The 26,105-nt window shown below is 35.1% G+C and carries 24 protein-coding genes; 20 read left to right on the top strand and 4 right to left on the bottom strand.

Annotated features, from left to right (window positions below; genetic code table 11):
• The first annotated feature begins 50 nt into the window (after nt 1-50).
• The 7 genes from pcrA to H3R21_RS03090 are packed head-to-tail and all read left to right on the top strand — an operon-like array spanning nt 51 to nt 9,645.
• A complete protein-coding gene (pcrA, locus tag H3R21_RS03120) occupies nt 51-2,297 on the top strand; it encodes a DNA helicase PcrA (protein WP_198182945.1) in 2,247 nt (748 codons plus the stop codon).
• A 43-nt stretch (nt 2,298-2,340) separates the two neighbouring features.
• Nucleotides 2,341-4,353, top strand: coding sequence for an NAD-dependent DNA ligase LigA (gene ligA, locus H3R21_RS03115; RefSeq protein WP_198182943.1), 2,013 nt, complete (start codon nt 2,341-2,343; stop codon nt 4,351-4,353).
• A gap of 13 nt (nt 4,354-4,366) precedes the next feature.
• Entirely contained in the window at nt 4,367-5,506 is a 1,140-nt protein-coding gene (locus H3R21_RS03110) for a CamS family sex pheromone protein (RefSeq protein ID WP_198183081.1), read from the top strand.
• Nucleotides 5,507-5,518: 12 nt separating this feature from the next.
• On the top strand, nt 5,519-5,821 hold the full coding sequence (gatC, locus tag H3R21_RS03105) for an Asp-tRNA(Asn)/Glu-tRNA(Gln) amidotransferase subunit GatC (protein ID WP_046306342.1): 303 nt from the start codon (nt 5,519-5,521) through the stop codon (nt 5,819-5,821).
• Nucleotides 5,821-7,260 carry an Asp-tRNA(Asn)/Glu-tRNA(Gln) amidotransferase subunit GatA gene (gene gatA, locus H3R21_RS03100; protein ID WP_198182941.1) on the top strand — a complete coding sequence of 480 codons (1,440 nt, stop codon included), beginning with the start codon at nt 5,821-5,823 and terminating at the stop codon, nt 7,258-7,260. Before gatC ends, gatA begins: the two co-directional genes overlap by 1 nt.
• 3 nt (nt 7,261-7,263) lie before the next feature.
• Complete coding sequence (gene gatB, locus H3R21_RS03095) at nt 7,264-8,694, top strand: Asp-tRNA(Asn)/Glu-tRNA(Gln) amidotransferase subunit GatB (protein WP_198182939.1); 1,431 nt, start codon at nt 7,264-7,266, stop codon at nt 8,692-8,694.
• A gap of 30 nt (nt 8,695-8,724) precedes the next feature.
• Nucleotides 8,725-9,645 (top strand): diacylglycerol kinase family lipid kinase, encoded by a 921-nt coding sequence (locus H3R21_RS03090; RefSeq protein WP_046306347.1) that lies wholly within the window; start codon nt 8,725-8,727, stop codon nt 9,643-9,645.
• Between the two features lie 61 nt (nt 9,646-9,706).
• Here the strand turns inward: H3R21_RS03090 and H3R21_RS03085 are convergent, their stop codons facing one another.
• Entirely contained in the window at nt 9,707-10,714 is a 1,008-nt protein-coding gene (locus tag H3R21_RS03085) for a choloylglycine hydrolase family protein (RefSeq protein WP_198182937.1), read from the bottom strand.
• 226 nt (nt 10,715-10,940) lie between these two features.
• Entirely contained in the window at nt 10,941-11,654 is a 714-nt protein-coding gene (locus H3R21_RS03080; RefSeq protein WP_198182935.1) for a Bax inhibitor-1/YccA family protein, read from the bottom strand.
• Nucleotides 11,655-11,829: 175 nt separating this feature from the next.
• On the opposite strand from H3R21_RS03080, the gene rlmD reads away from it, so the two are divergent.
• The 10 genes from rlmD to H3R21_RS03030 all read left to right on the top strand — a co-directional run bounded on the left by rlmD (nt 11,830) and on the right by H3R21_RS03030 (nt 21,968).
• Entirely contained in the window at nt 11,830-13,176 is a 1,347-nt protein-coding gene (rlmD, locus tag H3R21_RS03075; protein ID WP_198182933.1) for a 23S rRNA (uracil(1939)-C(5))-methyltransferase RlmD, read from the top strand.
• A gap of 438 nt (nt 13,177-13,614) precedes the next feature.
• A complete protein-coding gene (locus H3R21_RS03070) occupies nt 13,615-13,791 on the top strand; it encodes a DUF3953 domain-containing protein (protein ID WP_198182931.1) in 177 nt (58 codons plus the stop codon).
• 571 nt (nt 13,792-14,362) lie between these two features.
• Nucleotides 14,363-14,566 (top strand): helix-turn-helix transcriptional regulator, encoded by a 204-nt coding sequence (locus H3R21_RS03065; RefSeq protein ID WP_198182929.1) that lies wholly within the window; start codon nt 14,363-14,365, stop codon nt 14,564-14,566.
• 59 nt (nt 14,567-14,625) lie between these two features.
• Complete coding sequence (locus H3R21_RS03060) at nt 14,626-15,312, top strand: site-specific DNA-methyltransferase (RefSeq protein ID WP_198182927.1); 687 nt, start codon at nt 14,626-14,628, stop codon at nt 15,310-15,312.
• 27 nt (nt 15,313-15,339) lie between these two features.
• Nucleotides 15,340-16,392, top strand: a complete 1,053-nt coding sequence (locus tag H3R21_RS03055) for a DNA cytosine methyltransferase (RefSeq protein WP_198182925.1) — start codon at nt 15,340-15,342, stop codon at nt 16,390-16,392.
• A gap of 5 nt (nt 16,393-16,397) precedes the next feature.
• Nucleotides 16,398-18,344 carry an AAA family ATPase gene (locus H3R21_RS07455; RefSeq protein ID WP_232352291.1) on the top strand — a complete coding sequence of 649 codons (1,947 nt, stop codon included), beginning with the start codon at nt 16,398-16,400 and terminating at the stop codon, nt 18,342-18,344.
• Nucleotides 18,328-19,587 carry an LlaJI family restriction endonuclease gene (locus H3R21_RS03045; protein ID WP_198182923.1) on the top strand — a complete coding sequence of 420 codons (1,260 nt, stop codon included), beginning with the start codon at nt 18,328-18,330 and terminating at the stop codon, nt 19,585-19,587. Before H3R21_RS07455 ends, H3R21_RS03045 begins: the two co-directional genes overlap by 17 nt.
• 989 nt (nt 19,588-20,576) lie before the next feature.
• Nucleotides 20,577-20,897 (top strand): hypothetical protein, encoded by a 321-nt coding sequence (locus H3R21_RS03040; RefSeq protein ID WP_198182921.1) that lies wholly within the window; start codon nt 20,577-20,579, stop codon nt 20,895-20,897.
• 328 nt (nt 20,898-21,225) lie between these two features.
• Nucleotides 21,226-21,606: a YbgA family protein gene (locus H3R21_RS03035; RefSeq protein ID WP_198182919.1), complete on the top strand. Its 381-nt coding sequence runs from the start codon at nt 21,226-21,228 to the stop codon at nt 21,604-21,606.
• Nucleotides 21,603-21,968 (top strand): TIGR02328 family protein, encoded by a 366-nt coding sequence (locus tag H3R21_RS03030; protein ID WP_198182917.1) that lies wholly within the window; start codon nt 21,603-21,605, stop codon nt 21,966-21,968. The genes H3R21_RS03035 and H3R21_RS03030 overlap by 4 nt, the downstream gene beginning before the upstream one ends.
• Nucleotides 21,969-22,114: 146 nt before the next feature.
• On the opposite strand, the gene H3R21_RS03025 is transcribed toward H3R21_RS03030, so the two are convergent.
• Together H3R21_RS03025 and H3R21_RS03020 are read right to left on the bottom strand one after the other, a co-directional pair.
• The gene (locus H3R21_RS03025) at nt 22,115-22,573 is read right to left on the bottom strand and encodes a DUF3021 domain-containing protein (protein ID WP_232352290.1); all 459 of its coding nucleotides are present in this window, start codon (nt 22,571-22,573) and stop codon (nt 22,115-22,117) included.
• Nucleotides 22,570-23,004, bottom strand: coding sequence for a LytTR family DNA-binding domain-containing protein (locus tag H3R21_RS03020; protein WP_074425640.1), 435 nt, complete (start codon nt 23,002-23,004; stop codon nt 22,570-22,572). The genes H3R21_RS03025 and H3R21_RS03020 overlap by 4 nt, the downstream gene beginning before the upstream one ends.
• Before the next feature lie 227 nt (nt 23,005-23,231).
• On the opposite strand from H3R21_RS03020, the gene H3R21_RS03015 reads away from it, so the two are divergent.
• The 3 genes from H3R21_RS03015 to H3R21_RS03005 all read left to right on the top strand — a co-directional run bounded on the left by H3R21_RS03015 (nt 23,232) and on the right by H3R21_RS03005 (nt 26,102).
• A complete protein-coding gene (locus H3R21_RS03015; RefSeq protein WP_198182915.1) occupies nt 23,232-23,798 on the top strand; it encodes a DNA-3-methyladenine glycosylase I in 567 nt (188 codons plus the stop codon).
• Nucleotides 23,799-23,837: 39 nt separating this feature from the next.
• Nucleotides 23,838-24,380, top strand: a complete 543-nt coding sequence (locus H3R21_RS03010) for a hypothetical protein (RefSeq protein WP_232352289.1) — start codon at nt 23,838-23,840, stop codon at nt 24,378-24,380.
• A 144-nt stretch (nt 24,381-24,524) separates the two neighbouring features.
• Nucleotides 24,525-26,102, top strand: coding sequence for a type I restriction-modification system subunit M (locus tag H3R21_RS03005; RefSeq protein WP_198182913.1), 1,578 nt, complete (start codon nt 24,525-24,527; stop codon nt 26,100-26,102).
• Nucleotides 26,103-26,105 lie beyond the last annotated feature (3 nt).

Raw genomic sequence — 26,105 nt, 5'->3', positions numbered from 1 at the left:
TTTTGGTACAATGAATTAGTTACATAATTTTATTTGTGAAGGGAATTATAATGAGCGAAGAATCGATTTTGGCAGGATTAAATCCGCAACAAAAAGAGGCCGTAAAAACGACAGAGGGTCCACTCTTGGTTGTGGCTGGTGCAGGCTCAGGCAAAACCTCCGTATTAACAAGACGAATTGCCTACTTAGTAGAAGAAAAACAAGTCTTGCCTTGGAACATTCTGGCAATTACTTTTACCAATAAGGCAGCCAGCGAAATGCGCGAGCGTGAACAAAAACTCCTTGGTCCTGCCGCAAATGATATTTGGATGTCAACTTTCCATGCTTTATGTGTCCGTATTTTACGGCGTGATTCAGATAAAATAGGCTACGGTCGTAATTTTTCAATTGCGGATTCAGCCGAACAATTGACTTTGGTTAAGCACATTGAAAAAGAACTGAACATTAATCCTAAAATGTATGAACCCAGAGGTATCTTGTCTGCCATTTCAAATGCTAAAAATGACCTCTTAACGCCACAAGCATTTGAGGATAGTGCTGCATCACCTTTTGAAAAAATGGCTGCTAAAGTCTATCACGAATACCAAAAACGGTTGAAACATGACCAAATTATGGATTTTGATGATTTAATTATGCAGACATTGGTTCTCTTTAAAAAAGATCCTGAAGTTTTACATTATTATCAAAATAAATTCCGTTATATGCTCGTTGACGAGTATCAGGATACTAACCAAGCACAATATGAATTATGTCATGAATTAGCGGCACAATATAAGAATATTTGTGTTGTTGGTGATGCAGATCAGTCTATTTATGGCTGGCGTGGCGCCAATATGGAAAACATTATGAACTTCGAAAATGATTACCGCGATACTGGGGTTCAAACTGTCAAATTAGAGCAGAACTATCGCTCAACTGGTCATATTTTGTCCGCAGCCAACGCAGTAATCGACAATAATCGTAATCGCAAGAAAAAGAATTTGTGGACTGATCAGGGCGATGGCGAAAAGATTACTTATTACCGTGCCCAAAGTGGTGACGATGAAGCCCACTTTATCATTTCCAAGATTCAAGAAGAAGTTGATGATAATAACCGCTCCTACAAAGATTTTGCTGTTTTGTATCGGACCAATGCCCAGTCAAGAACAGTCGAAGAAGCTTTTGTGAAGTCAAATGTTCCTTATCAAATTGTAGGTGGCCACAAGTTCTACGATCGAAAAGAAATTATGGACATCATGGCTTATCTCAAGCTGGTTGCTAATCCAAACGATTCAATGAGTTTTAATCGTATCATCAATACGCCAAAAAGGGGAATTGGCCGTGTTAGTGTTGACAAGTTTATGGATGTCGCACAAGGAAACAACTTGTCATTGATTGACGCTTTTAAGCATATTAATATATCAGGCATTTCAACACGTGCTGCAGCTAAAATGAGTGACTTTGGTGCTAAATTACGTGATGCAATTGAATATGCCAAAGATCATAGTGTTACAGGCCTAACCGAAAAGATTTTGCAGGATTTTGGCTATACAGATGCACTTAAGGCAGAACATACAATTGAAGCCGAAACAAGACTGGAAAACTTGGATGAATTTCTTTCAGTTACTAAACGTTTTGACGATCAATATGAACCTGAAGAAGATGATGCTAACGCTTTAAGTGACTTTTTAGCAGAAGTTTCATTGTTAAGTGATCAGGATGATTTAGAAAATAATGATGATCAGGTCGCATTAATGACCTTGCATGCAGCTAAAGGTTTGGAATTCCCAGTGGTCTTTTTGGTAGGCATGGAAGACGGATTATTCCCACTTTCTCGTGCCCTTTTAGAAGATGATCAATTAGAAGAAGAACGCAGACTTGCCTATGTTGGAATTACTAGAGCCAAAGAAAAGCTCTTTTTGACCAATGCTTATTCCAGAATGATGTTTGGTCGGATGCAAAACAATCCACCTTCAAGATTTTTGGAAGAAATTGATGTCGATGATCTTGACATGCAAAACTCAGTTCCAGAGGGTGTAGGAAATAGTGATTTCCAAGTTCAAACAGCTCCTTTTGCTAACGTTGATGAACGTGCGCGTGCTCAAGTTTACACACCAAAGGCAAAACCTGCTGGTGGTGCAATTGGTGCTGAAAAGAAGGGCTGGAATGTTGGCGATCAAGTTGAACATAAAGCTTGGGGCCACGGCGTTGTAACGAAAGTTAACGGCGAAGGCGAAGACATGGAGCTCGATATTGCGTTTCCAAATAAAGGAATTAAACGCCTTCTAGCAGCATTTGCTCCTATTAAAAAGGTATAATTAAAGCGAAAAACATAAATAAAAATTAATCAGGAGGAACAAAATGGCAGACTTAACTCTTGATGAGGCTAGAAAAGAAGTTGCTTCCCTCAGAGATAAACTTGACGAATGGGCTAACGCATATTATTCCAATGATGCACCAGAAGTTGAAGATAATGTTTATGATCAAAACTATCAGCGTTTGGTCGAACTTGAGCAACAGTTTCCCCAACTCGTAACGCAGGATTCAATTACTCAGCGAGTGGGTGGACAAATCGGTAGTGAATTTACCAAAGTTACGCACAAGATTCCTATGCTTTCAATGGGGGATGTTTTTTCGAAACAGGAATTACGTGAATTTGATGAACGGGTGCAAAAGCAAGTTGGTCATGAGGTTGCATATAACGTTGAGCTAAAAATTGACGGTTTATCAATTAACCTTGAATATCAAGATGGTAAATTAATGCGGGCTTCAACCCGTGGTAATGGCCAAGTTGGAGAAGATGTAACGGCTAATGCACGTTTTATTTCCGATATTCCGAAAACCTTGCCCGAAAAACTCACTACAGAGGTCCGCGGCGAGTGTTACATGGGAAAAGAAGCTTTTGCGAAGTTAAACCAAGAGCGTGACGAAAAAGGTGAAACAACTTTTGCTAACCCACGTAACGCTGCTGCGGGTTCATTGCGCCAGCTTGATGCCAATATTACGAAGCATCGCAATCTGAGCACCTATATTTACACTTGGGTTAATCCTCCTGAAGAAATTACGAGCCAGCACCAAGCAATTGAAAAAATGACTGATCTTGGCTTTCACACTGATTTAACAGGTCGTCGTCTTTCAAAGATGGATGAAATCTTTGACTTTATCGACGAATATACAGCCAAAAGAGATTCACTTGCTTATGGGATTGACGGAATTGTTTTAAAAGTTGATGACCTTGGTTTACAGAGTGAACTGGGCAATACGGTTAAAATTCCGCGTTGGGAAATTGCCTATAAATTCCCGCCAGAAGAACAGGAAACTGTGGTTCATGAAATTAAATGGACGGTTGGTCGCACCGGTGTTGTAACGCCTACTGCTATAATGGATCCAGTACAACTTGCTGGAACGACGGTCTCGCATGCCGTTTTGCACAATGCAGATTTATTACAACAAAAGGATGTACGAATTGGTGATACCGTTATGCTGCACAAGGCAGGCGATATCATTCCTGAAATTTCCGAGGTTGTGTTAGCCAAACGGCCTAAGGATTCTGAACCATATCCAATTCCTACTGAATGTCCATCTTGTGGCGAGAAATTGATTCACTTAAAAGATGAAGTGGCTTTACGTTGTGTGAACCCATCTTGTCCAGCACAGATGGAAGAGGAAATTACGCACTTTGCTTCTAGGCCAGCAATGAATATTGATGGTCTTGGTCCCAAAATTGTGCGTCAACTAATTTCCAACGATCTTGTCCATAACGTGGCAGATTTATATCACTTGCAAGCAAGTGATTTGGCTAAGCTTGATCATTTTAAAGATAAGTCTATCAATAATCTGTTAACAGCAATTAATAATTCAAAGCGTAATTCTGTTGAACTTTTGCTTACTGGTCTAGGAATTGATCATGTCGGTGCAAAGGCAGCCCGTTTAATTTCACAAAAGTTTAAAAATATGGCAAAGATTATGGAAGCTGACGTGCAAGAGGTTGCTGCTATCGATACAATAGGTATGACAATTGCTGAATCGCTAACAACCTATTTTGCTCAGGATGAAGTGGTTGAACTAGTTAAAGAATTGCAAGCTAGTGGCGTTAATATGGATTACTTGGGCGAAACGGAAGAGCAAATTGAAGATATTCCTGACAATTACTTTAAAGGTAAAACAGTTGTCTTAACTGGAACACTATCCCATTTCACGCGAAGTGAATTTACGAAGAAATTACAAGCTTTAGGTGCAAAAGTGACTGGTTCAGTTTCAAAGAAAACCGATTATGTAATTTATGGTAAGGATGCAGGTTCTAAGTATGCTAAGGCCCAGAAGCTTGGTGTAGCGTTATTAACTGAGGAAGAAGCAGTTGCTCAAGTTAAATAAAGGAACAATTAAAGTGAAAAAGTACTTACAGATAATAGCGGTTTTAGGGGCGGCACTTAGTTTAAGTGCTTGTGGGAATCTGAAAAATTCCAATTTGGCTAATAATGCCAAAACTTCAACAAATACGAATACTAAAACATATCAAACAACTGAAACTGGTAACAATGGCTATACAGTATTGTTAAAAAATGGTCACTATGTAACTAGTCCAATTACTGGTTTAACTGCAACTAGTAATGATAATTCAGTTGATACGCGTGAACTTGAACGTGGATTGGTTCAAATTTCGAAGGGTGTATATTCACCTAATTCTTATGTTTTCCAAGAGGGACAATATATTAATACGACTGTAGCCAATGATTGGCTGGGACGTAAATCAAAGGGCAATCCTTTAGGGCTTAACCCTGAACTTGGTTCAAAGAAAAAATATAATCCATACTATCTTGAAGAAATAATTGAACAAGACTTTTTGAATGGTTCAGGTTCAAGTTATCACATTGCGGGGATGAGCATTGGCTTAGCAATTAATTCGGTTGATTATTACCAGAAGAAAAAAGATGGTCCTGAATATCAAATGGCCATTTCACGTTCAAACCAAAAGCAATATGGGCAAAAAATAGCCCAAGAAGTTGTGACACGCTTGCGCAAGAAAAAAGCTTTGAAGAATATTCCAATCACAATTGGCCTTTTTTCAAAAGAAAGTAAGGACTCACTCGTTAGTGGAACTTACTTTTTGAGCGGGACAGCGGCTGCTAATAGTAGTAAAATATCTAAATGGAAAACTATTAATACCCAAACAGAAGTGTTACCGACGATTGGTGGTAAAAAGGCAATCAACAGTAACGATGCATCCAGCTTTAACAGTTTTAAAGAATCAATTCAAAATTATTTTCCAAATATCAGTGGTGTGACAGCATCGTTGCGTTATGAAAACGGAAAATTGGTTCAAGAAAATATTTCAATTACTACTCAATTTTATGGTTATGAACAAATTCAGAGTTTTACTCGTCTTGTTTTGGCTACGGCGAAAAAATATCTGCCTAACAATGTTCCTCTTGAAATAAAGATCGGTTCTGTTAATGATGTTCAAGCCTTGGTTGCGAAAGAATCAGGAGATAGTAGTTATCAAGTCCATATTTATGGCGGCGAATAAGGAGGTATATGCGTGGAAATTACAGAAGAAACAATTAAGCACGTTGCGGGATTATCGCGACTTGAAATTGATGAAAAAGAGATAGGTAAAGTTACCGAGCAAATGAGCTCAATTATCAACATGGCTGATCAATTATCAGAAGTTGATACTGAAGGTGTTGAGGAAACGGTGCAAGTAGTTGATCGTGATACTGTGTTTAGAGAAGATAAACCTGAGCACTGGGAAACTCGTGAAGAATTAATGAAAAATGTTCCTGAACAGGCCAATGGCTTTATCAAGGTTCCTGTAATTATTAATAAGGATGAGGACGAGTAATGAACTATTTAAACGAAGATATTGATTCATTAAATGAAAAACTTGCCCAAGGAACTTTGTCTGCAGACAAATTGGCGCAAGACACCGTTGAAAATATTAAGAAGACTGATGAAAAGCTAAATGCTTGGATTACAGTTCAAGAAGATGCAAAGCCTGATGAAGACTTGGATTTTGCTAATAATAAATTAGCTGGTATTCCAATTGCTATTAAGGACAACATCATCACTAAAGATGTCAAAACAACTGCAGCTAGTCATATCTTGGATAACTATATTCCTGTTTATGATGCAACTGTTATTGATCGCTTGAAGAAGGCTCATGTCACCTTTGTTGGTAAGACTAACATGGATGAATTTGCCATGGGTTCTTCAACAGAGCATTCATATTTTGGTGCTACCCATAACCCATGGGACTTTGATAAGGTTCCAGGTGGTTCTTCTGGTGGTTCAGCTGCAGCCGTTGCTGCTGGTCAAGTCGTTGCTGCACTAGGTTCTGATACTGGTGGTTCAATTCGCCAGCCTTCAGCTTTTAATGGTATTTTTGGTATTAAACCAACTTATGGCCGTGTTTCACGTTGGGGTCTTATTGCCTTTGCTTCATCACTTGATGAAATTGGTGTTATGAGTAAACGTGCAAAGACTTCTGCACAAGTTCTTAACGTTATTGCTGGTTCAGATGATCATGATTCAACTCTTTCCACAAGAGCAGTACCAGACTTTACAGAGTACATTGGCAAGGACGTTAAGGGTCTGCGTGTTGCTGTTGTTAAAGAATACATGGATGCCGTTGATGGTGAGATGCATGAAGTAATCCAAAACCAAATTGATGTTTTAAAGGATGCTGGTGCAATTATTAATGAAGTTTCATTACCATTAACAAAATATGTTGTTCCTGACTACTACATTATCGCTTCAAGTGAGGCTTCATCAAATCTTCAGAGATTTGATGGTATTCGCTATGGTTACCGTGCTGAAGATGCCAAGAACTTGTTAGACGTATATGTAAAATCTCGTTCAGAAGGTTTTGGCGAAGAAGTTCAACGTCGTATTTTGCTGGGTTCATTTGCTTTATCAGCTGGTTCATATGACCGCTTCTTTAGACAAGCTTCTAAGGTTAGAACATTGATTTGTAACAACTTTGATAAGATTTTTGCTGATAACGATGTAATTGTTGGGCCAACCACAACTACACCTGCATTTAACATTGGTAGTGAAATTTCTGATCCAATTAAAATGTACAATAACGACATTCTAACCATTTCTGCTAACTTGGCTGGAATTCCAGCTGCTAGTGTGCCTGCTGGTCTTGTTGATGGCATGCCAGTTGGTTTGCAAGTGATGGCTAAGCGCTTTGATGAAGGTAGCATTTTCCAAGTTGCAGACTTCATTGAACGTAACAATAAGTTTTATGAAAAAACACCAGCTGGAATGGAGGATTAATTAATGAACTTTAAATCAACAATTGGATTCGAAGTCCACTTCGAATTAAAAACTAAGAGTAAAATTTTCTCACCTTCACCAGTTAGTTATGGTGCAAAGCCTAACACAGAAACCAATGTAATCGACTGGGGTATGCCTGGTGTTTTACCATACGTTAATAAAGATGTTTACCGTTTGGGAATTATGGTTGCTTTAGCAACGCACTCACATATTTTGCCAACAACACACTTTGACCGAAAGAACTACTACTACCCAGATAGTCCAAAGGCATATCAGATTACACAGTTCTTCCAACCACTTGCGCGTGACGGCTATGTTGAAATAGAAGTACACGGTAAGAAGAAGCGTATCGGTATTCACGAAATGCATATCGAAGAGGATGCCGGTAAGAACACTCACGGAACTAATGGTTTTTCATATGTTGACCTAAACCGTCAAGGTGTTCCACTACTAGAAGTTGTTTCTGAACCTGAAATTTCTGATCCTGATGAAGGTTATGCATATTTGGAAAAATTGCGTAAAATTGTTCAATTCACTGGTGCTTCCGACGTTAAGATGGAAGAGGGTTCAATGCGTGTTGATACCAACATCTCAATTAGACCTGCCGGTCAAAAGGAACTTGGTACCAAGGTCGAAATGAAGAACCTTAACTCTTTTGAACACGTACGTAAATCACTCGCATACGAAGAAAAACGTCAAGCTCAAGTTTTGCTTTCGGGTGGTCGTGTTCAAATTTCTACTCGTCGTTTTGATGAAGCAACTGGTAAAACTGTTTTGGAACGTGTTAAGGAAGGTGACGCAGATTACCGTTACTTCCCTGAACCAGATATTGCACCTGATCACATCAGTGACGAGTGGATTGAAGAAATTAAGTCCAGCTTACCTCGTTCGGCTGAAGAACGTTACAACCAATACGTCAATGAATTCGGTTTGAAGGAATATGACGCAAATGTTCTTCTTCAAACAAAGGAAAGCTCTGACTTCTTTGATAAAACTGTTGCTGCCGGTGCTGATCCTCAATTAGCAGCCAACTGGATGAACACCCAAGTTAATGGTTACCTAAATGATAACCGTGTTGAACTTGCTGACATTAAGTTGACTCCAGAAAACTTGGCAGCAATGATCAAGTTGATTAAAGATGGTACCATCTCTTCCAAGATTGCTAAGAAGGTCTTTGCTGAAACAATTGCTAATGGAACTAATCCGAAGAAATATGTTGAAGATCAAGGAATGGTTCAGTTATCTGATACCAGTGTCTTGGAACCAATGGTTAAGGAAGTCGTTGATAACAACCCACAATCCGTTGAAGACTTCAAGAACGGTAAGGATCGTGCAATTGGCTTCTTAGTTGGTCAAATCATGAAGCAAACTCGTGGTAAAGCCAATCCTAAAGTGATTAACCAATTGCTAAACGATGAATTGCAAAAACGTTAATGTCAATTTTTAAGTAATAAGGTAGTAACTATGACTAAAAAAGCAAGATTAATCTATAATCCTGTATCTGGTCACGAACAGATGCCCAAGAATGTCGCTGACATCTTAGACGTGTTAGAGCAAGCAGGCTATGAAGCAAGTGCTTATCGAACAACACCTGAAAAGCAAAGTGCTCAAAAAGAAGCAACGCGTGCAGCCAAAGCTGGCTTTGATTTAATTGTTGCAGCTGGTGGTGACGGCACAATCAATGAAGTTGTTAATGGGATTGCCTTTTTGGAACAACGTCCAAAAATGGCGATTATTCCTGCAGGAACAACTAACGACTATGCTCGTGCATTGCGCATACCGCGTGATAGTATATCAGGTGCAACTAAGGTCATTCTCAACAACAAAACCCGTAAGATGGATATCGGGGAAGCAACATTTGGTGAGGATAGACAGTATTTTGTTAATATCGCCGCTTGTGGCTCGTTAACAGAACTAACTTACGATGTTCCTTCCGAAGTTAAATCAGCTTTGGGCTATACTGCATACCTAATCAAGGGAGCAGAGATGTTACCTCATTTGACTGAAAATGAACTACGTCTTACCTATGATGCTGGTGTGTATGAAGGTAAATTATCAATGCTATTATTGGGTATGACCAATTCAATTGGTGGCTTTGAACAAATTATGCCTGATGCAGAGCTTAGTGACGGACTGTTTCAATTGATTATTGTTAAGCCATCTGAGCCAGTTAAATTGTTGAAACTGATGGCTTTAGCCATGAATGGTAAGCACGTTGATGATCCAGATATTATTTACACTAAAACCCGTAGCTTAAAGATTGAGCTGGTAGGTAAAAGCTTAGGACAAAAGTTACCAGTCAATCTTGATGGTGAAATTGGTGATTACTGTCCAGTTACTTTTAAAAATTTACAGCAACGAATTGAATTCTTTGTTGGAGAATAAAACGCAAATACAAAAAAAGATCGCTCATAAACGAGCGATCTTTTTTATTGCTTATTTTTAATTAATTAGCGTAATCAATGTCTTCTTTTGGTTGAACCTTGAATTCACGATAATCAGTTTCTTTTTCCAATTCAGGAGTTAATCTTACACATCTGATTCGTTGGTTACCGTAAGTTGCGTAGTAGTAACTTCTTGATTCAGCACACATATAAGCAGTGTAGCAAGTATAGTCAAAGGTATCGTCAGTAGTAACAACAATTCCACGAGGGATGCTAACAGATTCCAAAATATGGTGAGAAAGAGTAACTGCTGAAAGTTCATTTTCTGGTTGCTCAACATTGTTCTTCATGAAAGCTGTTCTGACAAAACGTGAAACTGGCGTAAAGTCACCAGGTAAGCCAAATGTTCCTGAACCTTGACTGAAAGGTTTCAATGTTTTACCCAAAAATTCAATGTCTTCATGTTGCTTTGGCTGAACAGATAGGTAGTTACGTAAATTAGTTTCATGCCAGTGGTAATCAGGACTGTTAGTCATAACACCGATTGAGTCTTCAATAACATGAACGCCATCTTTTTCTGGTTCAACAATTAAGCTCTTGCCTGAGGTATCGGAGAAGATGAAGTGTAATGGTGGAACTACTTTCAAAGTTACGCTAGCTTCATTAACAATTGAAATCTTCTCATCAAATAACTCTTTAACTTCCGCAAGTGAAGCAGCTTGAGACAAAACAGCTGAAATTACTTTGTCTGGTGAAACAGCCCAAGTGTTGTCTGTAGCCTTTTCCTTATAGCTTGCATAGCCAGGGAAGTATAGGACACCAGCAGTAACACCAGCGTCGTTAACGCCATCACAAGTTACTGGTGCATTATCAACTTCCTGAATGCTGCCCATACCGATAAAAGCATGCTTACTAGTGATCTCTTCTTTGTCATCATAAGAGACGGCAAAAGTTTTGTTTTTTGGAACAAAGACAACTTGTTCTGCCATTTCCATCATAAAGTCCATTGTTCGTGACAATAGGTGTTTATGATCCTTTGTTTCCAGTGTAAAACTACTACAACCAATCATATTGTAACCTCCTGCTTAATTAGTCTTATAAAAAATATTTATATAATTTAACATATATGTTAAAAGTATAGGAGTGTTAGAGACTTAATTCAAGCTATATTAAGAAAAATATTAAAGAAAAATAGCGATTTACTCATCATAATTGTATATGGAGTTTTTGGAACATAAAAAAACTTTGCCACCTGTTTAAGTGACAAAGTCTTTAAATAGTTAGGTTAGCTTCAAATTAGTTATTGCTGCTATTGCCGCTACCACCAAAAATTTCTAATAAGAACATGAAGATGTTCACGAAATCAAGGTAGAGCTGCAATGCGCCAAGAACAGCTAAGCCATTAGTTGAAACTTGATTGCCGTATTGGCTATAAATGATTTTCATTTTGTTAGCATCACTAGCAACTAAACCAGTAAAAATAATTACACCAATAAATGAAAATACGTATGTAACTGCTGGGCTGTTTAAAAACATATTAATAAGCCAAGCTACTAAAAAGCCAGTTAAAGCTGCACCCAGATAGGCATTCCAATTAGATAGATCTTTCTTGGTAAATGTACCGAAGAGTGCCATTGCAATAAAGACAGCTGCTGATGAAACAAAAGCAGTAGTAATTTGAGAGCCGGTGTAAAAACCAGCGATTAATGCAAACTCAAAACCATAGATAATAGATAAAATGGCCAACATAATCATGCTAGCAATCGGACTACGGCTAGCATTAAAACTAATTCCCATTGATAAACCAAGTGGAACTAGCAAAATGAGCCACATCATAGCTACAGGCATATTCATTACTGCAGATCTGAAAACGGTCATTGTTAAGTAAGCTGCTGAGGCCGAAATCAATACGGCTACAGCCATTAGTGAATACATTTTGGTTAAAAAGCCGTTGGTTTCAGAAATACTGTGAATTTGTCGCTTATTTGAATTAGTATCAAAATCGTTCATAATTAACGTCCTCTCTATAAATAAGATTAATAATAAACCTAACACAGTTTGAGTAAAGAGTGAAGCAATCTTGCTGTAAATTAAATCAATGTTAAGAATGACCAATGCCGTTACTTTAACCAGTTTTTTTAGTAAAATAGTTATGTTAATTATTGTTTGTAAAAAAGGACAAAAAATGGAAAAAAATCAAATTATCGACTTAGAAATAACTGACTTATCATATGAAGCAATGGGTGTAGCCCATTATGAAGGCATGACTGTCTTTGTCACTAATGCCCTGCCAGGTGAGACAGTTAAAGCCAAAATTTTAAAGGTCAAAAAGAACTTTGCTTTTGCTAAAATTGAAGAAATTGTAAAGGAAAGTCCTGATCGAGTAAACATTGAACTTAACCAGTGGGTTCAAACAGGGTTAGCATCTTTAGCACATATCAAATATGATAAGCAATTAGAGTTCAAACGTAACCAAGTAGTGAACTTATTGAAAAAGGCACACTTAGATGATGTAGAAGTAGGTGAAACTTTGCCTAGTCCTGAAGAAACGGGCTACCGTAACAAGGCACAGGTTCCGGTAAGAGAAGTTAATGGACAACTTGAAATCGGCTTTTTCAGACGTCATTCGCACGATTTAGTGCCACTAACTAATTTCTTTACCACTGATCCAGAAATTGACCGTGTTTTGGTTGCCGTTAGAGATATATTGCGTCAGTACCGCGTCCCTGCATATGATGAAGTGCACAACAAAGGTGAAGTACGGTATTTAGATGTTCGTCGGAGCAAGGCTACCGGTGAAATCATGGTGATTTTAGTTTGCTTGCATAAAGATTTTCCACAGTTACCAAAAGTAGCAGAGGCTATTAAACAAATTGATGGTGTCACTAGCTTAGTATTGAATTATAACCCAAAGAAGACCAACGTTATCTTGGGTAAGGTAGATTACTTAATTTTTGGTAAACCACAGATTACTGATCAAATTGATGATGTGAAGTTTAGAATCTCACCTGAGAGTTTCTTCCAAATTAACTCACTTCAAACACCACGTTTATATGATTTAGCCATCAGAAAGGCTGAACTGGCTTCCGATGATGTAGTCGTCGATGCATATTCAGGAATTGGTACCATCGGTTTGACTGTTGCCAAGCATGTTAAAGAAGTTAGAGGAATTGAAAGTGTCCGTGATGCTGTTAAGGATGCCAATAACAACGCTGAACTGAACAATATCGACAATGCTAGATATGTTGCTGGTAAGGCAGAAGAGGTAATGCCTAAGTGGGCAGCCAAAGGGATGAAAACAGATGTGATTTTTGTTGACCCACCTCGAAAGGGTTTGACTTCAGAATTTATTGATGCCGCTGTTAAAACAAATCCAAAGAAGATTGTTTATATCTCATGTAACCCCGCAACAATGATTCGTGATCTGCAAGAATTGCAGGAGCATGGCTATAGTTTTGAGCGCATTGATCCAGTTGATATGTTTCCACAGACACCTCATGTTGAAGCTGTGACGGTGCTGGAGCGACGTTAGAATTATAAACCTTTGATTTTAAACACTTTTATAAGCAAAGACGATTAAATCCGAAATAAAGAGATTTAATGTGTTGTTGTTTATAGACCTAGTAAGTGGCAAAACAACAAACAAAAATCAAATATTAAAGTAAAAGTAGCTATTGGCATATCAATACTTTATAAAAACGCTTTTTTAAAAAGCGTTTTTTTGTAACAAAATTAAGTTAATAAAATCAACAGGAATAATATATAGATGAGCTTTCAAGAGCTGCTTACTATGATAACACTACTAGTATTGTTAATTTATTGTTAATTCTGCTGCGAGAAGTAGTAAATTGGAATTTTTAATAATAATATACATAGTACTGAACTAAATGATTATATCTATGATTGTTGCTTAAATATAAAAAAATAAAGTAGTTTCCGAGATATGATAAGAAATCAGTAGAAATTACAATTGGCAAAAGGAGAGAATAAAATGGGCTTTTATGTAATGATTTTTTCAATGTTAATAGGTATTTTTTTAATAGCTTTAGGAATTATTCGTAGAAAGAGAAACTTTTGGTATAAAATTTTGATTGCAGTAGGAGTGTTATTAGTTCTTTTTGCGATTTATTTAGGATTTCCTAAATAATGAACTTTAAGTAATATAAAGATAACTGCTATATAAAATATATAGTATTCTGTATTCTATCTTTTAAATACTTCTATGAAAGACAGTAGTTTGCGCTACTGTCTTTTTTTCTATACTCATCTTTCAAGTTTTCTTGATGATTCCTTCAAGTAGTTTTGAGAGTGGTGAATAAAGAACAATAAGCTTTTGCTAAACAGCCAAGTTCTTGATAAAGTTGATAGATATATATTCGAGAGTATTGTAAAAAGGTGATTGTGGTTAGTATAGAAGAGAATGGAACTATCGATTTCATAAGATCATATTATTTATCTATAAAGCAGGATTGGCAGATATACACGATGGTAGTAAGTTTAAATCTAAAAAATGCAAAAAATCTAACAACCTGAAATCAATATCTCAAGGCCTTTGGATCGAGAAAATGTAAGTGTAGTTTAATTTAAGGAACTAGTACTGAAAATTATCTGATGTCAGTTTTAAATTTAAGCAGGAATTTGCGAACGCATAAAAAAGTTTCTCATAGAGTAATAAATATTGTATTATTAAACTGTGTACTTTTATGGAGAGTGAAAATATGTATTTCAGTTATAATAAACTATGGAAGTTATTGATTGACCGTGGCTGGAAAAAGAAGGATCTACGAGATAAGAGTGGAATTAGCTCAGCATCAATTGCTAAGTTAGCAAAAGGTGGAAACGTTACGACTGAGGTCTTATTAAAGATATGCAAAGCCTTAAATTGCAATATTAACGACATTATGGAAATAAAAAAAATGTGAAAATGGAGCAGAATGTGGAAAAAAAATTCAAATTAATAAAAGGCGACTGTTTGTTATCAATGAAGTCGATGCCAGATAATAGTGTTGACTTGATATTAACCGATCCACCATACAATATTGGAAAATTTATGCAAAACAGACAGGCAAATTTGAACCGTATGAGACAAAATTTCTTTGTTGGAGCTGGCTGGGACAATGATGACTATACAGAATGGATTAAAAACATGTCTTTATTTTTTCAGGAAGCGCATAGGGTATTAAAAAACAAAGGCACGTTACTAACATTTATGTCAGCACTGAAGGTTGAAAGCATAGTTGATGTGGCCAATGCAGCTGGTTTCTACTACAAAACTACGGGTATATGGCATAAAACTAATCCAATGCCTAGAAACATGAACCTACATTTTGTTAATTCCAATGAGTCATGGATATATTTCATTAATGACGGTAAAACCGGAACATTTAACAATGATGGTAAATTAGAACTTGATTTTGTTCAAACTAGTGTGACACCTAATAGTGAAAAAAAATATGGAAAGCACCCAACACAAAAGCCAGTAGCACTGATGAGACATTTTGTGGAATTATTGTCGAATGAAGGCGATGTGGTTTTAGACCCTTTTATGGGCAGTGGTTCGACGGGAGTGGCAGCGGTTGGTATGAATAGAAAATTTGTGGGCATTGAGCTGTCTACACGATATTTTGATATTGCCGCAAAAAGAATAGATAACATGAATGATGTTTAGAAAAGACTTGATATGTAGGTGAATGAGATGAAAGTAATTGACTTGTTTTCGGGGATAGGTGGTCTATCTGAGGGATTTAGAGAAGCTGGATATGATGTGGTTATAGCTAATGAAATTGATGAAGAGATTGCAAAATCGTATAAGAAAAATAATCCTAACACGGTAATGATTAATGCAGATATCACAAAAATGGATATACCTTTTGTATTTAAAAAATACAGAAATTGTGATGTCGTTTTGGGTGGACCACCCTGCCAAGGGTTTAGTCAAAAAGGGAAAAGGCTAAGCTTAAAAGATCCCAGGAATTATCTTTTTAGGTATTTTGCTAAAGTTGTAGATTACGTTCGCCCACAATTTTTTGTAATGGAAAATGTTCCAAATCTATTAACAACTTCAGATGGTTACTTTAGGAAAGAAATAGATGATATTTTTTCAGATATGGGTTATTTGGTCAATATGTCAGTATTAAATGCAACTGACTACGGAGTACCACAAAATCGAAGGAGGGCGATTATAATTGGAGCTTTGGGTGATATAAAGATAAAATTTCCACCTAAAAAGGAAATCAAAGTAAATACATGGGATGCAATTAGCGATTTATCTTTTTTAAATAGTGGGGAAGGTAAATTTAAGCAAGAATACCGATTTCCAGCAAAAACAGAATATGAGAAAAAGCTAAGAAAGAACTCTCATTACTTATATAATCACAAGGCAACTAAGCATAGTGAAAGAGCCATAAATCGTATGAAATTAATTCCAGAAAATGGTGATAGAACTAATTTGCCGAAGGAAGAGCTAACTAAGTCAATTTACAGTGGTACATGGGGCCGAATAATTAAAGATCAACAATCCGTAACAATAACTACTAGATTTGATACACCAAGTTCTGGAAGATTCACACATCCCTTTTTGAATAGAGCACTTACAGTTAGAGAAGCAGCAAGGATTCAATCATTTCCTGATACAGTCGTATTTTATGGAACAAAAAGTTCCCAAATGAAACAAGTTGGTAATGCTGTACCACCTATACTAGCAAAAAAGATAGCAGAACAAATTTTATGTTATAAAGGAGATATATAAAGTTTATGAGTGATGACATTTATCCTAAAGAAATATCAAGGTCAAATCCTGTCAATGCGAGATTGGGAATAAAATCCTCGTTTAAAAATGCTAAACGAAATTTAGGATTACTTGTTCTTTTGTGGATGGCCAATGATAAATTATATAGATATAGTTTTTTTGAATCCCGAGGCGATAGTATTGTCTTAAAAGGAAACTATCTAAAAAGATTGTATGACTATATTAAACCCAATTTAAACAACGTCCAATCTCGTAATGATTTTTCTTCATTTATTAGTAAATTCGAATTACTAACTGCACAGCTGGAACAAATTCAAGTAGCGTTTCAATTAGTGTGGAGATTAGCAGCTATTAGTTTTGAAGACAATGAATTGCCTAATTCAAAAGAGAGAACTGGGAATAAGAGATATCCCAAAATAATTACATACACAAGCAATCTGGATTTGATTATAGACTCTTTTCTTGGACAGGAAGAATTGTTGAAATCTGTGTTGATCAGATGGATTTTGCCAAAGGGTGACACTTCATTTGATAAGAAATTGAGTGATGATCAAATAAACCAAGGTGAAAAAAAACTATTAAAAATTCTTTCTCTTTTATCAGATCAAACAGCTTTTAAGATTGTTAAAAATGATAATGATATTATTTTTCAGAAAAATGGCATCTATGAAGCAATAGGTGAAAATGGTGAAGGCAGTTTAATTAATATTTCGGGTGATGAAGAAGTAAAGGGTCCTTTACGTATAATAACAGCAGCAATAAAAGATGATACTGAACCATTTTTAAAGGTTAGTAAAAAAAAGAAAGGTCATGTGAAATTAAAAGATTCTTCTACAGATAGCATTAAAAACTATGCTGAAAGAGTTAAAACAAATCTACGTATTTCAAATGTGGATTTGAACTCTGAGTTGGCCAAACAAAAAACAGTAAAGGGTATGGATGATATATCTTCTTTAGATGGTTTTGGGAAAAATATTATCTATTATGGGGCTCCAGGTACTGGTAAGTCTTATGGTTTAACCGAATTGATTAAAGAAAGTGGGATAAATGACTATGATCCAAAAGCTGGAAATGAATTTGTAGAAAGGATTACTCTACATCCAGAGTATACTTATTCAGATTTTGTTGGACAAATAATGCCAGTTGTTAAATCATCCTCAAACGAGTCAGGCGAAAAAGATATTAGTTATGATTTTCAGCCAGGTGATTTTACTAGAATACTAAAAATTGCCTTCGAAAACAAGGATCACCCTGTCTTTTTAGTTATGGAGGAAATGAGTAGGACAAATATTGCGGCAGTGTTTGGTGATTTATTCCAACTTCTGGATCGTGATAAAGATGGAAATAGTGAATACGCTATTGATAATCCACTTATAGCTAAGTATATTTTTGCTGACGAATATAAAACTAAGATATACCTACCGTATAATTTGATGATTGTCGGCACAGTCAATACTAGTGACCAGAATGTATATGCAATGGATACGGCATTTAAGCGAAGATTTGAGTGGAGATATGTATCAACTATTCCTGAAAAGGATTTTGATAATAATCCAGAATTATCGTTTATTGATAAAGATCAAAATGAACGATGGATATTATGGGAAGATTTTTTTGAAACTTTAAATGATTATATCGTTAATAACCTTAAATTGAGTGAAGACAAGCAGATAGGTCCATACTTTATTAAATTCTCAACAGATAAATCCTTATCTTACGAGAAGAACCTTGAAAACAATAACAACCTGATTAAAAATAAACTGTTGCAATATCTATGGGAAGACGTTGCAGTAGTGTCAAATATAACATCTGATCAAAATTTATTTTCGGGAAAAATTCGAAGTTTTTCATCGTTGTATTCTAGATATGAAAATAAAAAAACTATATTTTCTGATTCGTTTTTGAATTTATTGCAGCTCAAAGAGAAAAATACTAGTGAAAATAATGAGTAATATTAATATTGTTGCCATTCAAGAAGGGGCAGTGATCCCAGATAACATTGTTAATAAATACCACCTTACATTTGCGGATGTAGATAAAAATGCTAACTTCGAACGAATTAGCTCTTTTTGTGGTGTTGTACGAAGAGGAACATCTATATTGGTTTCATTTCCAAAACACTATATAAATTTGGATGAATTTAATCAATTACCTAATTCGGATAAACTAAAACATATCCGTTTGATTTTAAAGACAATTGTAAGCTATGAATTGAATCCCGCTTATTCGTCATTTAGAAAAAAAGATGATCTAAACACTTCTTTTTCTTTTAGCTCTTTTTTTAATATTTATAATTATTTTCAAAAATATGGTCTATATATGAAAAAAAGAGGAAATATAAAGAAGGGATATAGTGGTAAGATTTCTTGGAAAGACACAATTCATAAATCTCAAAAGGTAATTAGTAATGGAAATTTGGTTTTCTTTCCATTTTTCGTTCGACAACATATAAGTGATGAAGATTTTATTACTAATTGTATGGTTTTTGCAATTAATTATACTGAAGAAATATTTGGTGATTTGCTAGATTTACCAGATAATTCAGCTATCGCTGTACGTGGTGTTGAAAGATTATTAAGGGAAAATAAAGAAGCCGTTATCTTCAAATTAGGAATAATGAGGAGAGAAATCTTTAAAGATATAGATAAAAAACTTTTGGATGATTTGATAAATTTTTTTAGAGGTATTAATGATAACCCAAACAACGTTAGAGATATTAAGCATTACCATTTCAATAATGTTTGGGAAAAAGCAGTAGAAAATTATCTGAATAATCATTTTGTTAAAATAGAGGATAATAAGCTGATTTTTGGGATACCAGAGAAAGTGAATAGGTTTAGTTTTAAGAAGCTGGTATTGAAGAACTACAATAATGTTTCTGGTCATAAAAATGATACCTTACAACCAGATCATTATTATTATGACGAAAGTAAAAAAGCACAGTATATTTTTGATTCTAAATACTATAACAACATTTATGGATTGAATCATAAACAATTTGTTTACCATATGATTCTATCTAATAGAGCTCAAAAAACGTATGACGCTCTAATAATGCCAAATGAAGGACAAACATTTACTGAGGTATATCTCGATCTTGCAACAGAGTATTTACCAGAAAAAATTAAAGAAGTAAAAATTTTACTTACTCATTTAAGAACGCAAGACGTATTAAAAGATTTCACTGAGACATAAATTTTGTATTTCAAACAATTGCTTGTAACATTTATTGTTTAAGAACAATAAATGTAAAACAGTAAGCTGATGGTTAGAAGCTACTTTTCTATGTTTATCACTATTCAAAAGATGGAAGACTAAACCGAATTTTGCTTTAGTCTTACTTGACGAATTACAGCATAAAGGGATTAAAGCACTAAATATGGTTGTGAATATACTGACCAAGCTGAAATCTTGGGATATTATATTGCGAATAATAGATTGACCAGTTATTACATGATAGATTTATTGGTTTACATTATGTATGTGACAAGCTTATTTGGCTTTAAGCAAGAGGGGCTGAAAAATGTGTTAGATGAACTCAAGCAGGTTGAAAAGAATTCGATAATTGTGAAGTTTATACTCTGGAAGGATTTTCAGAATTTTGGAGAGGAAGACTGTGATGAATTTTAGTTTAAAGAATGCTAATATTTTGGGAACGTGATGTTGTATGTGTCCAAGATATCTGTGAACTTGGAATTAATAGAAATAAAGCAAATTTTGAAAAGCACACGATAATTTAGATGATTTTTAGTTTTATCCATTTGAATTTTTGGTTAATCAATTCATATCCATTAGCAAACAGAAAGTCAAAGCTATTTATTGATAATTTGATACAAGTGGGGTTGAATTATTATTTGCGTCTTTAGTTTGAGTTATCGGTTATAATGGGTTAAAGGTGCTGAACATAAGTAAATTCCGAAAAAACTTCTAGAAAAGAGGGAAGCTTTCAGTACATTTTCGAGAAACTGGCAGAATTATTAAGGCAGAAGAGCAATTAAATAAGGTGCCTAAGACGGTAGATAAATTTATTAATCTAACCAATTCATATTTTTACAAAGTAATGGTTTAAAACCTGTTGACAACCCTAAGTTTACCAATTTTTCTGTTGATAACGATGAGATGATAAGACAGTAAAAATAAATAAGAAGAAATTTAAAGACCAGTTTGGATTAGTAGAGAATCTTTTGAATAAACCCAAACATGTAATTTGGATGAAATTTGCGAAAAATGGGCAGTTAGGTGTTGTAGCTGCAAGCAATGACTATAATTTTGATATACCACCAAGTTCAGAGGTTTACGATGAAACAACTGATGGTAAACCAAAAAGTAATAGTAACGGATGGAAATATACTACTTCTGGAATTATCCTTCATAAATTGAATTTGGAATGGGATGAATCATTTCTGTTAATATTTCCGCTTCAAGGTATTGAAGATAGTTGGCTTAAAGATAAGATATTGAAACAGGAATGGGGAATTTTCTCATTGAAAATGATGTTCCAATAATAGATTTTTATTCACATATATTTTAGAGTTTATAAAGACGGCTTAGGCGGTCTTTTTTTATTTCATAGTTTTTCAGTAACATTGGTTTCATTTGTAGATAGCACTTATAATGTTGTCCGAAATGCAGATCAGACTGTTTCTGCACGAATCATGGTTACTGCTTTAAATGATGAAATTGTTCCCACCTAGTTTATACGTAATTATAGGTTAAGCTGTTGTACTTTAGTTCCTATCATTTGTATCTAAACGGTGTTTAGCTATAAAATTCAGTCAGATGAAATTCAATTATAAAGACGGAGACAATTCATGAAAGACTGAGGCTATCAAAATGGATAAATGGCAGGAAAAATGGGCCTACAACAAATATTGGGTGATGGCACGATCGCAGCAATGTTATGAGCAGATTAGACTACTAGCTAAAGATAACGAGTGGTCAGCTCAAAAGAATGCTGAATTCGAACGCTTATTAGAAAAGGCTGAAGGTCAAACACCAACAGTTAAAACTTTAACCAATGCTTACCAACATGTTTGGGGCTACTTTAAGAAGATTGCGACAACCATAGAAAAGCAAACCTATTTACAGTTATTACAAGAATTATCGCCCCAAAATAATGATTTGGGCCCATTTTTAAAACATTTAACTGAAAAGTATCAAGTTTCTTATTTATTGAACTCACGTTTAATTCAGGAGTGCAAAGAAAAATCATGAGATTATGGCATCAAGATTTACTTTGGCGGTTGCCTAGGCAGCAGTTATTAGGACAACATCGTGAAATTACAGCTTTACGAGGCCGAGGATGGGGCAAAAATCATGCCACTGTTAATTATGTTTTCCAATATTCGCCGTATAAGCTGTACCAGTTTCATCTACTAGTATTAGCTGAAATGCAACGACGCCATTACCATCCTGATCTTAATTGGTTTGATCCATACTATCGCGGGCAATATTGCCCTAGGTATGAAACATTACCAGCTATTCCATGGACTGATCCAATTTATCCAGAGCATGATGATACTTATTTACAAATCTGTTTGGATAATTTGCACCAAAAAGGCATCGATTTGTATTAACTTTGACTTAATTAAAGACAGGAAAGAATCACTTAAGACATTAAAGGAATCATGATGACTTTTGGCTAAATTACTTTGAAAAACACAAGTAAAAAAGGTTGAGCGTTGTAATATAAATGCTCAACCTTTTTTATTTTGTAATTAAATTACTTTTCTTTGATTTTTTTGTTAATGCTTTTAACGTCTTTTACAGCTTTATGGTAACTGCAATACCAGATAATAATATAGATCAGGATAAAAACTACAGTAAATTTTGATAAGTTAATCAAGTTTAATGGAACCCAGCCAGCTAAGAGGGCTAAAGGAACAAAGCCAAGGTAGTAGGTAAAGAAGTTAACTATCGTCTTTTTTAGTAATGACCATTGGCTAATACTAAAAATAAAACTACCAAATCCGAATAGCGCTCCAGTTACCGCCCATAGAATGACTGAGACGGTAAAAGCATCAAGCGAATTGCTAAATTTTGACGTAAAAGAAGGATCTGATGGAACGTAACTAGAGCTTCGTGATAGGTAATTACAAATAATCGAAATTACCAAACCAATGAAGATGCCCTCAGTAGCAGACATGTATAAATAATAGATAAATCTTTTAACGTTTTTCATATTCCTAACCTCTCTTTCAAGTTTTTAATATTCCTGCGAGAAATTTGTACGCGATGATTGTTGGTTAAAACAACATCAATTAATCCGTTATCAAGTATTTCAAGGTGATCGATATGCTGATAATTAAAGACAGCGCTACGGGATGCTTCAATGAAGTAACTGGGCAAATCAGTTTTTAGATTTGATAAGCGGTCATTATAAGATAACTGTTGCTTTTCAGTGAAAACTGAAATATCACGGTTGGCTACTTCCAAAGCATAAATGTCTTGATACTTAACTGGAATAATCTGTGACTGGTAATGACACCAGATTGCATCATCACTTTGTGCTAATTTTTGTAAAAAATCATTGATCTCGGGTGTGATTTTTCTGAGCCACAACTCACCGTGCTCTTCTTTTAAGTTGGGATCAACGTGACAATTAATTTTCATGTTTAAGCTCCTTTCTGCTACCCAGTATAATTGATAAATTTTGCTTTTATTTGGTAATACCTCAAATGGTTGGAAAAGTGTCAATAGTGGTTGGAAAAGTGGGAATATTGGATTTTGACTTTAGAATTAAAAGATAGTTTGAGCACATGAATATACTAAAGTATAATTTAAAATGAGATTAGTTTTAACTATTTATGTTAAGAAAAGAAGATGGGGATTACTTATAGATGACACAGGAAATTAAACGTTGTGATTGGGCAACAAAGAATAAAATAGAGCAGGAATATCATGACACAGAATGGGGAATTCCTGTACATGACGATAGACAGTTGTTTAAAATGCTAGTTTTGGAAGGAAAGCAAGCAGGACTGAGCTGGACAACAATTTTAGCTAAAAAAGAAACTCTCTGCGAAGCATTTGATGATTTTGATCCTGCAGCTTTAGTTACTTATGACGATAAGAAGAAGGCAGAGCTTTTACAAAATGATGGAATTATCAAGAATAAGTTGAAAATTAATGCAGCTATTAGCAACGCCCATGCATATTACGATGTTTGTGAACAATACGGTTCTTTGGACAAATACCTTTGGTCATTTGTTAATAATAAACCTATTATTAATTCTTGGAAGAGCACCGAAGAAGTACCAGCAAGTACACCATTATCAGATAAATTGAGTAAAGATTTAAAGAAACAAGGTTTTAAGTTTGTTGGATCAACAACAGTTTACGCATTTATGCAATCTGTTGGGATGGTGAATGACCATCTTGATAGATGTTCTTTTAAAAACAAATAGTTAATGCTATTAAGTCATTGTAGTAAATAAGGAATGAAGATGATGAAAACAATTGATGAGCTGAGATTGGATTGTGCTCTAAAACAAAAAAGAGGTCTACATATAATATTAGCCTCCATTATTATTTGGTTAGCTATTGCGGTTATTCACTTATTGCCTATTTCAATTTTAACGAAAAACCTCTTTACTTTTGTTTGTGCTGCAATATTGCTGCCGTTATCTTACTTTGTTTCTAAGTTAATTAATGTTGATTTTCAAAACAAAAGTAATCCATTGACTGAGTTAGGAATATTATTTTCTGTTAACCAAGTACTGTATTTGCTAATTGCCATGTGGATTTATCCAACTATACCAGAAAAAATGCTTATGATATTAGCAATTATTTTTGGTGCACATTTATTACCATATAGTTGGCTTTATAGATCTCAGGTTTATTTTGCTTTGTCAATTTTGATACCTTTTATAGCATTAATCATTGGATTAAACTTTGAGCCAGCAATTTTGGCTTTGACAATGATGGGAATTGAAATTATCTTTTCCATTGCTTTAGTACGAGAAAATAGAAAAATTCTCAAGAAATAAGCCTATTTAAACTTTCTGATTGAAAAATTCAAAATGGTACAATTAGGTAGTAACTAATAAGTTAACTAAATAAATTCAAAACCAAGGTTGTTAATAAAAGACTAAGGACTAAAAATTCGAAATAGATAAATTGGGGGATAAACAGTGTCAAATACAACGACAAGTTTACAACAAGGATTGTTCAGTGCAGCAGATTCATTACGATCGAAGATGGATGCGAGTCAATATAAAAACTATTTATTAGGCACTGTCTTTTATAAATATTTATCTGATCGTATGCTATACAACGTTTTAGAATTACTGTCTGACGAACCAGATGGAACATTAGATGAAGCTCAAAAAATTTATGAAGATAATGCCGATCATACGGAGCTAGTTAATGAGTTACGTGTATCATTGGGCTACGTAATTGAACCGGAGTACACATATAATAGTATTCTAAAAGCGGTTAACAATCATACGTTCCAAGTTAATCAGTTAGGTGATGCTTTTAATAAACTAGAAAGCTCAGATCAAGATTTTGAAGGGTTATTTGACGATTATGATTTATATTCCAAAAGCTTAGGAGGTACTGCACAAAAAAGAACAGATAGTATAGCTGGAGTTATTCAAGCAATTGGTAAAATAGAATTAGTTAAAGCTCCGGGTGATAGTCTAGGAGATGCCTACGAGTATCTAATTAGCCAGTTTGCTTCAGAATCTGGCAAAAAAGCTGGTGAATTTTATACACCTCAACAAGTTTCTGAGTTGTTAACTCGCTTGACCCTAGTTGGTAAGGATTATTCAGCAGGAATGACAGTTTATGATCCTGCTATGGGATCAGGATCTTTGCTCTTAAACTTTCAAAAATATGGTTCAGCTCACGACCGAGTTACTTATTATGGACAAGAGATCAATACTTCTACGTATAATTTAGCCAAAATGAACTTAATCTTGCACAACATTGACCAAGCAAACAGGCATTTGCGTAATGGCGATACCTTGGACGAAGATTGGCCAGCAGAGGAAGCCAATAACTTTGATGCAGTTGTTATGAATCCACCGTATTCATTAAAATGGTCAGCAAACAAGGGTTTTTTAGATGATCCTCGTTTCTCTCCTTATGGAGTTTTACCACCTAAATCAAAAGCTGACTATGCCTTTTTACTTCACGGTTATTACCATTTAAAGCATAGCGGTGTGATGTCTATAGTTTTGCCTCATGGCGTTCTTTTCCGTGGCGGTGCTGAAGGTAAAATCAGACAAAAGCTGCTTGAAAATGGAGCGATTGATGCAATTATTGGCTTGCCAGCAAATCTGTTTTATAGTACTGGCATTCCAACAGTGATTGTCGTACTTAAAAAAGATAAGCAAGACCGTGATGTCATGTTTATTGATGCTTCTAAAGGTTTTGAAAAGGTTAAAACGCAAAACAAATTGCGTGAAGAGGATATAAACCGTATTTTAACTACATATTCTGCACGCCAAGATGTTGAAAAATATGCTCATTTGGCAAAATTTGATGAGATTAAAGAAAATGATTTTAATCTAAATATTCCACGCTACGTTGATACTTTTGAAGAAGAGCCACCGGTTGATGTGCAAAAACTAGTTGCAGATATGGTTGGCATTACAAAAGAAGAAAAAGAAACAATTGATGAAATTAAGCATTCTTTGGATGATTTGGTTGGTACTGATTCAGATGCTCAAAAGATGTTAGATCAATTAAAGGATATTCTTTAGTAA

Origin of the sequence: Lactobacillus sp. W8172 (assembly GCF_016102055.1) — a bacterium.
Lineage (GTDB): Bacteria > Bacillota > Bacilli > Lactobacillales > Lactobacillaceae > Lactobacillus > Lactobacillus apis_A.
This window is presented reverse-complemented; position numbering and strand designations above follow the sequence as displayed.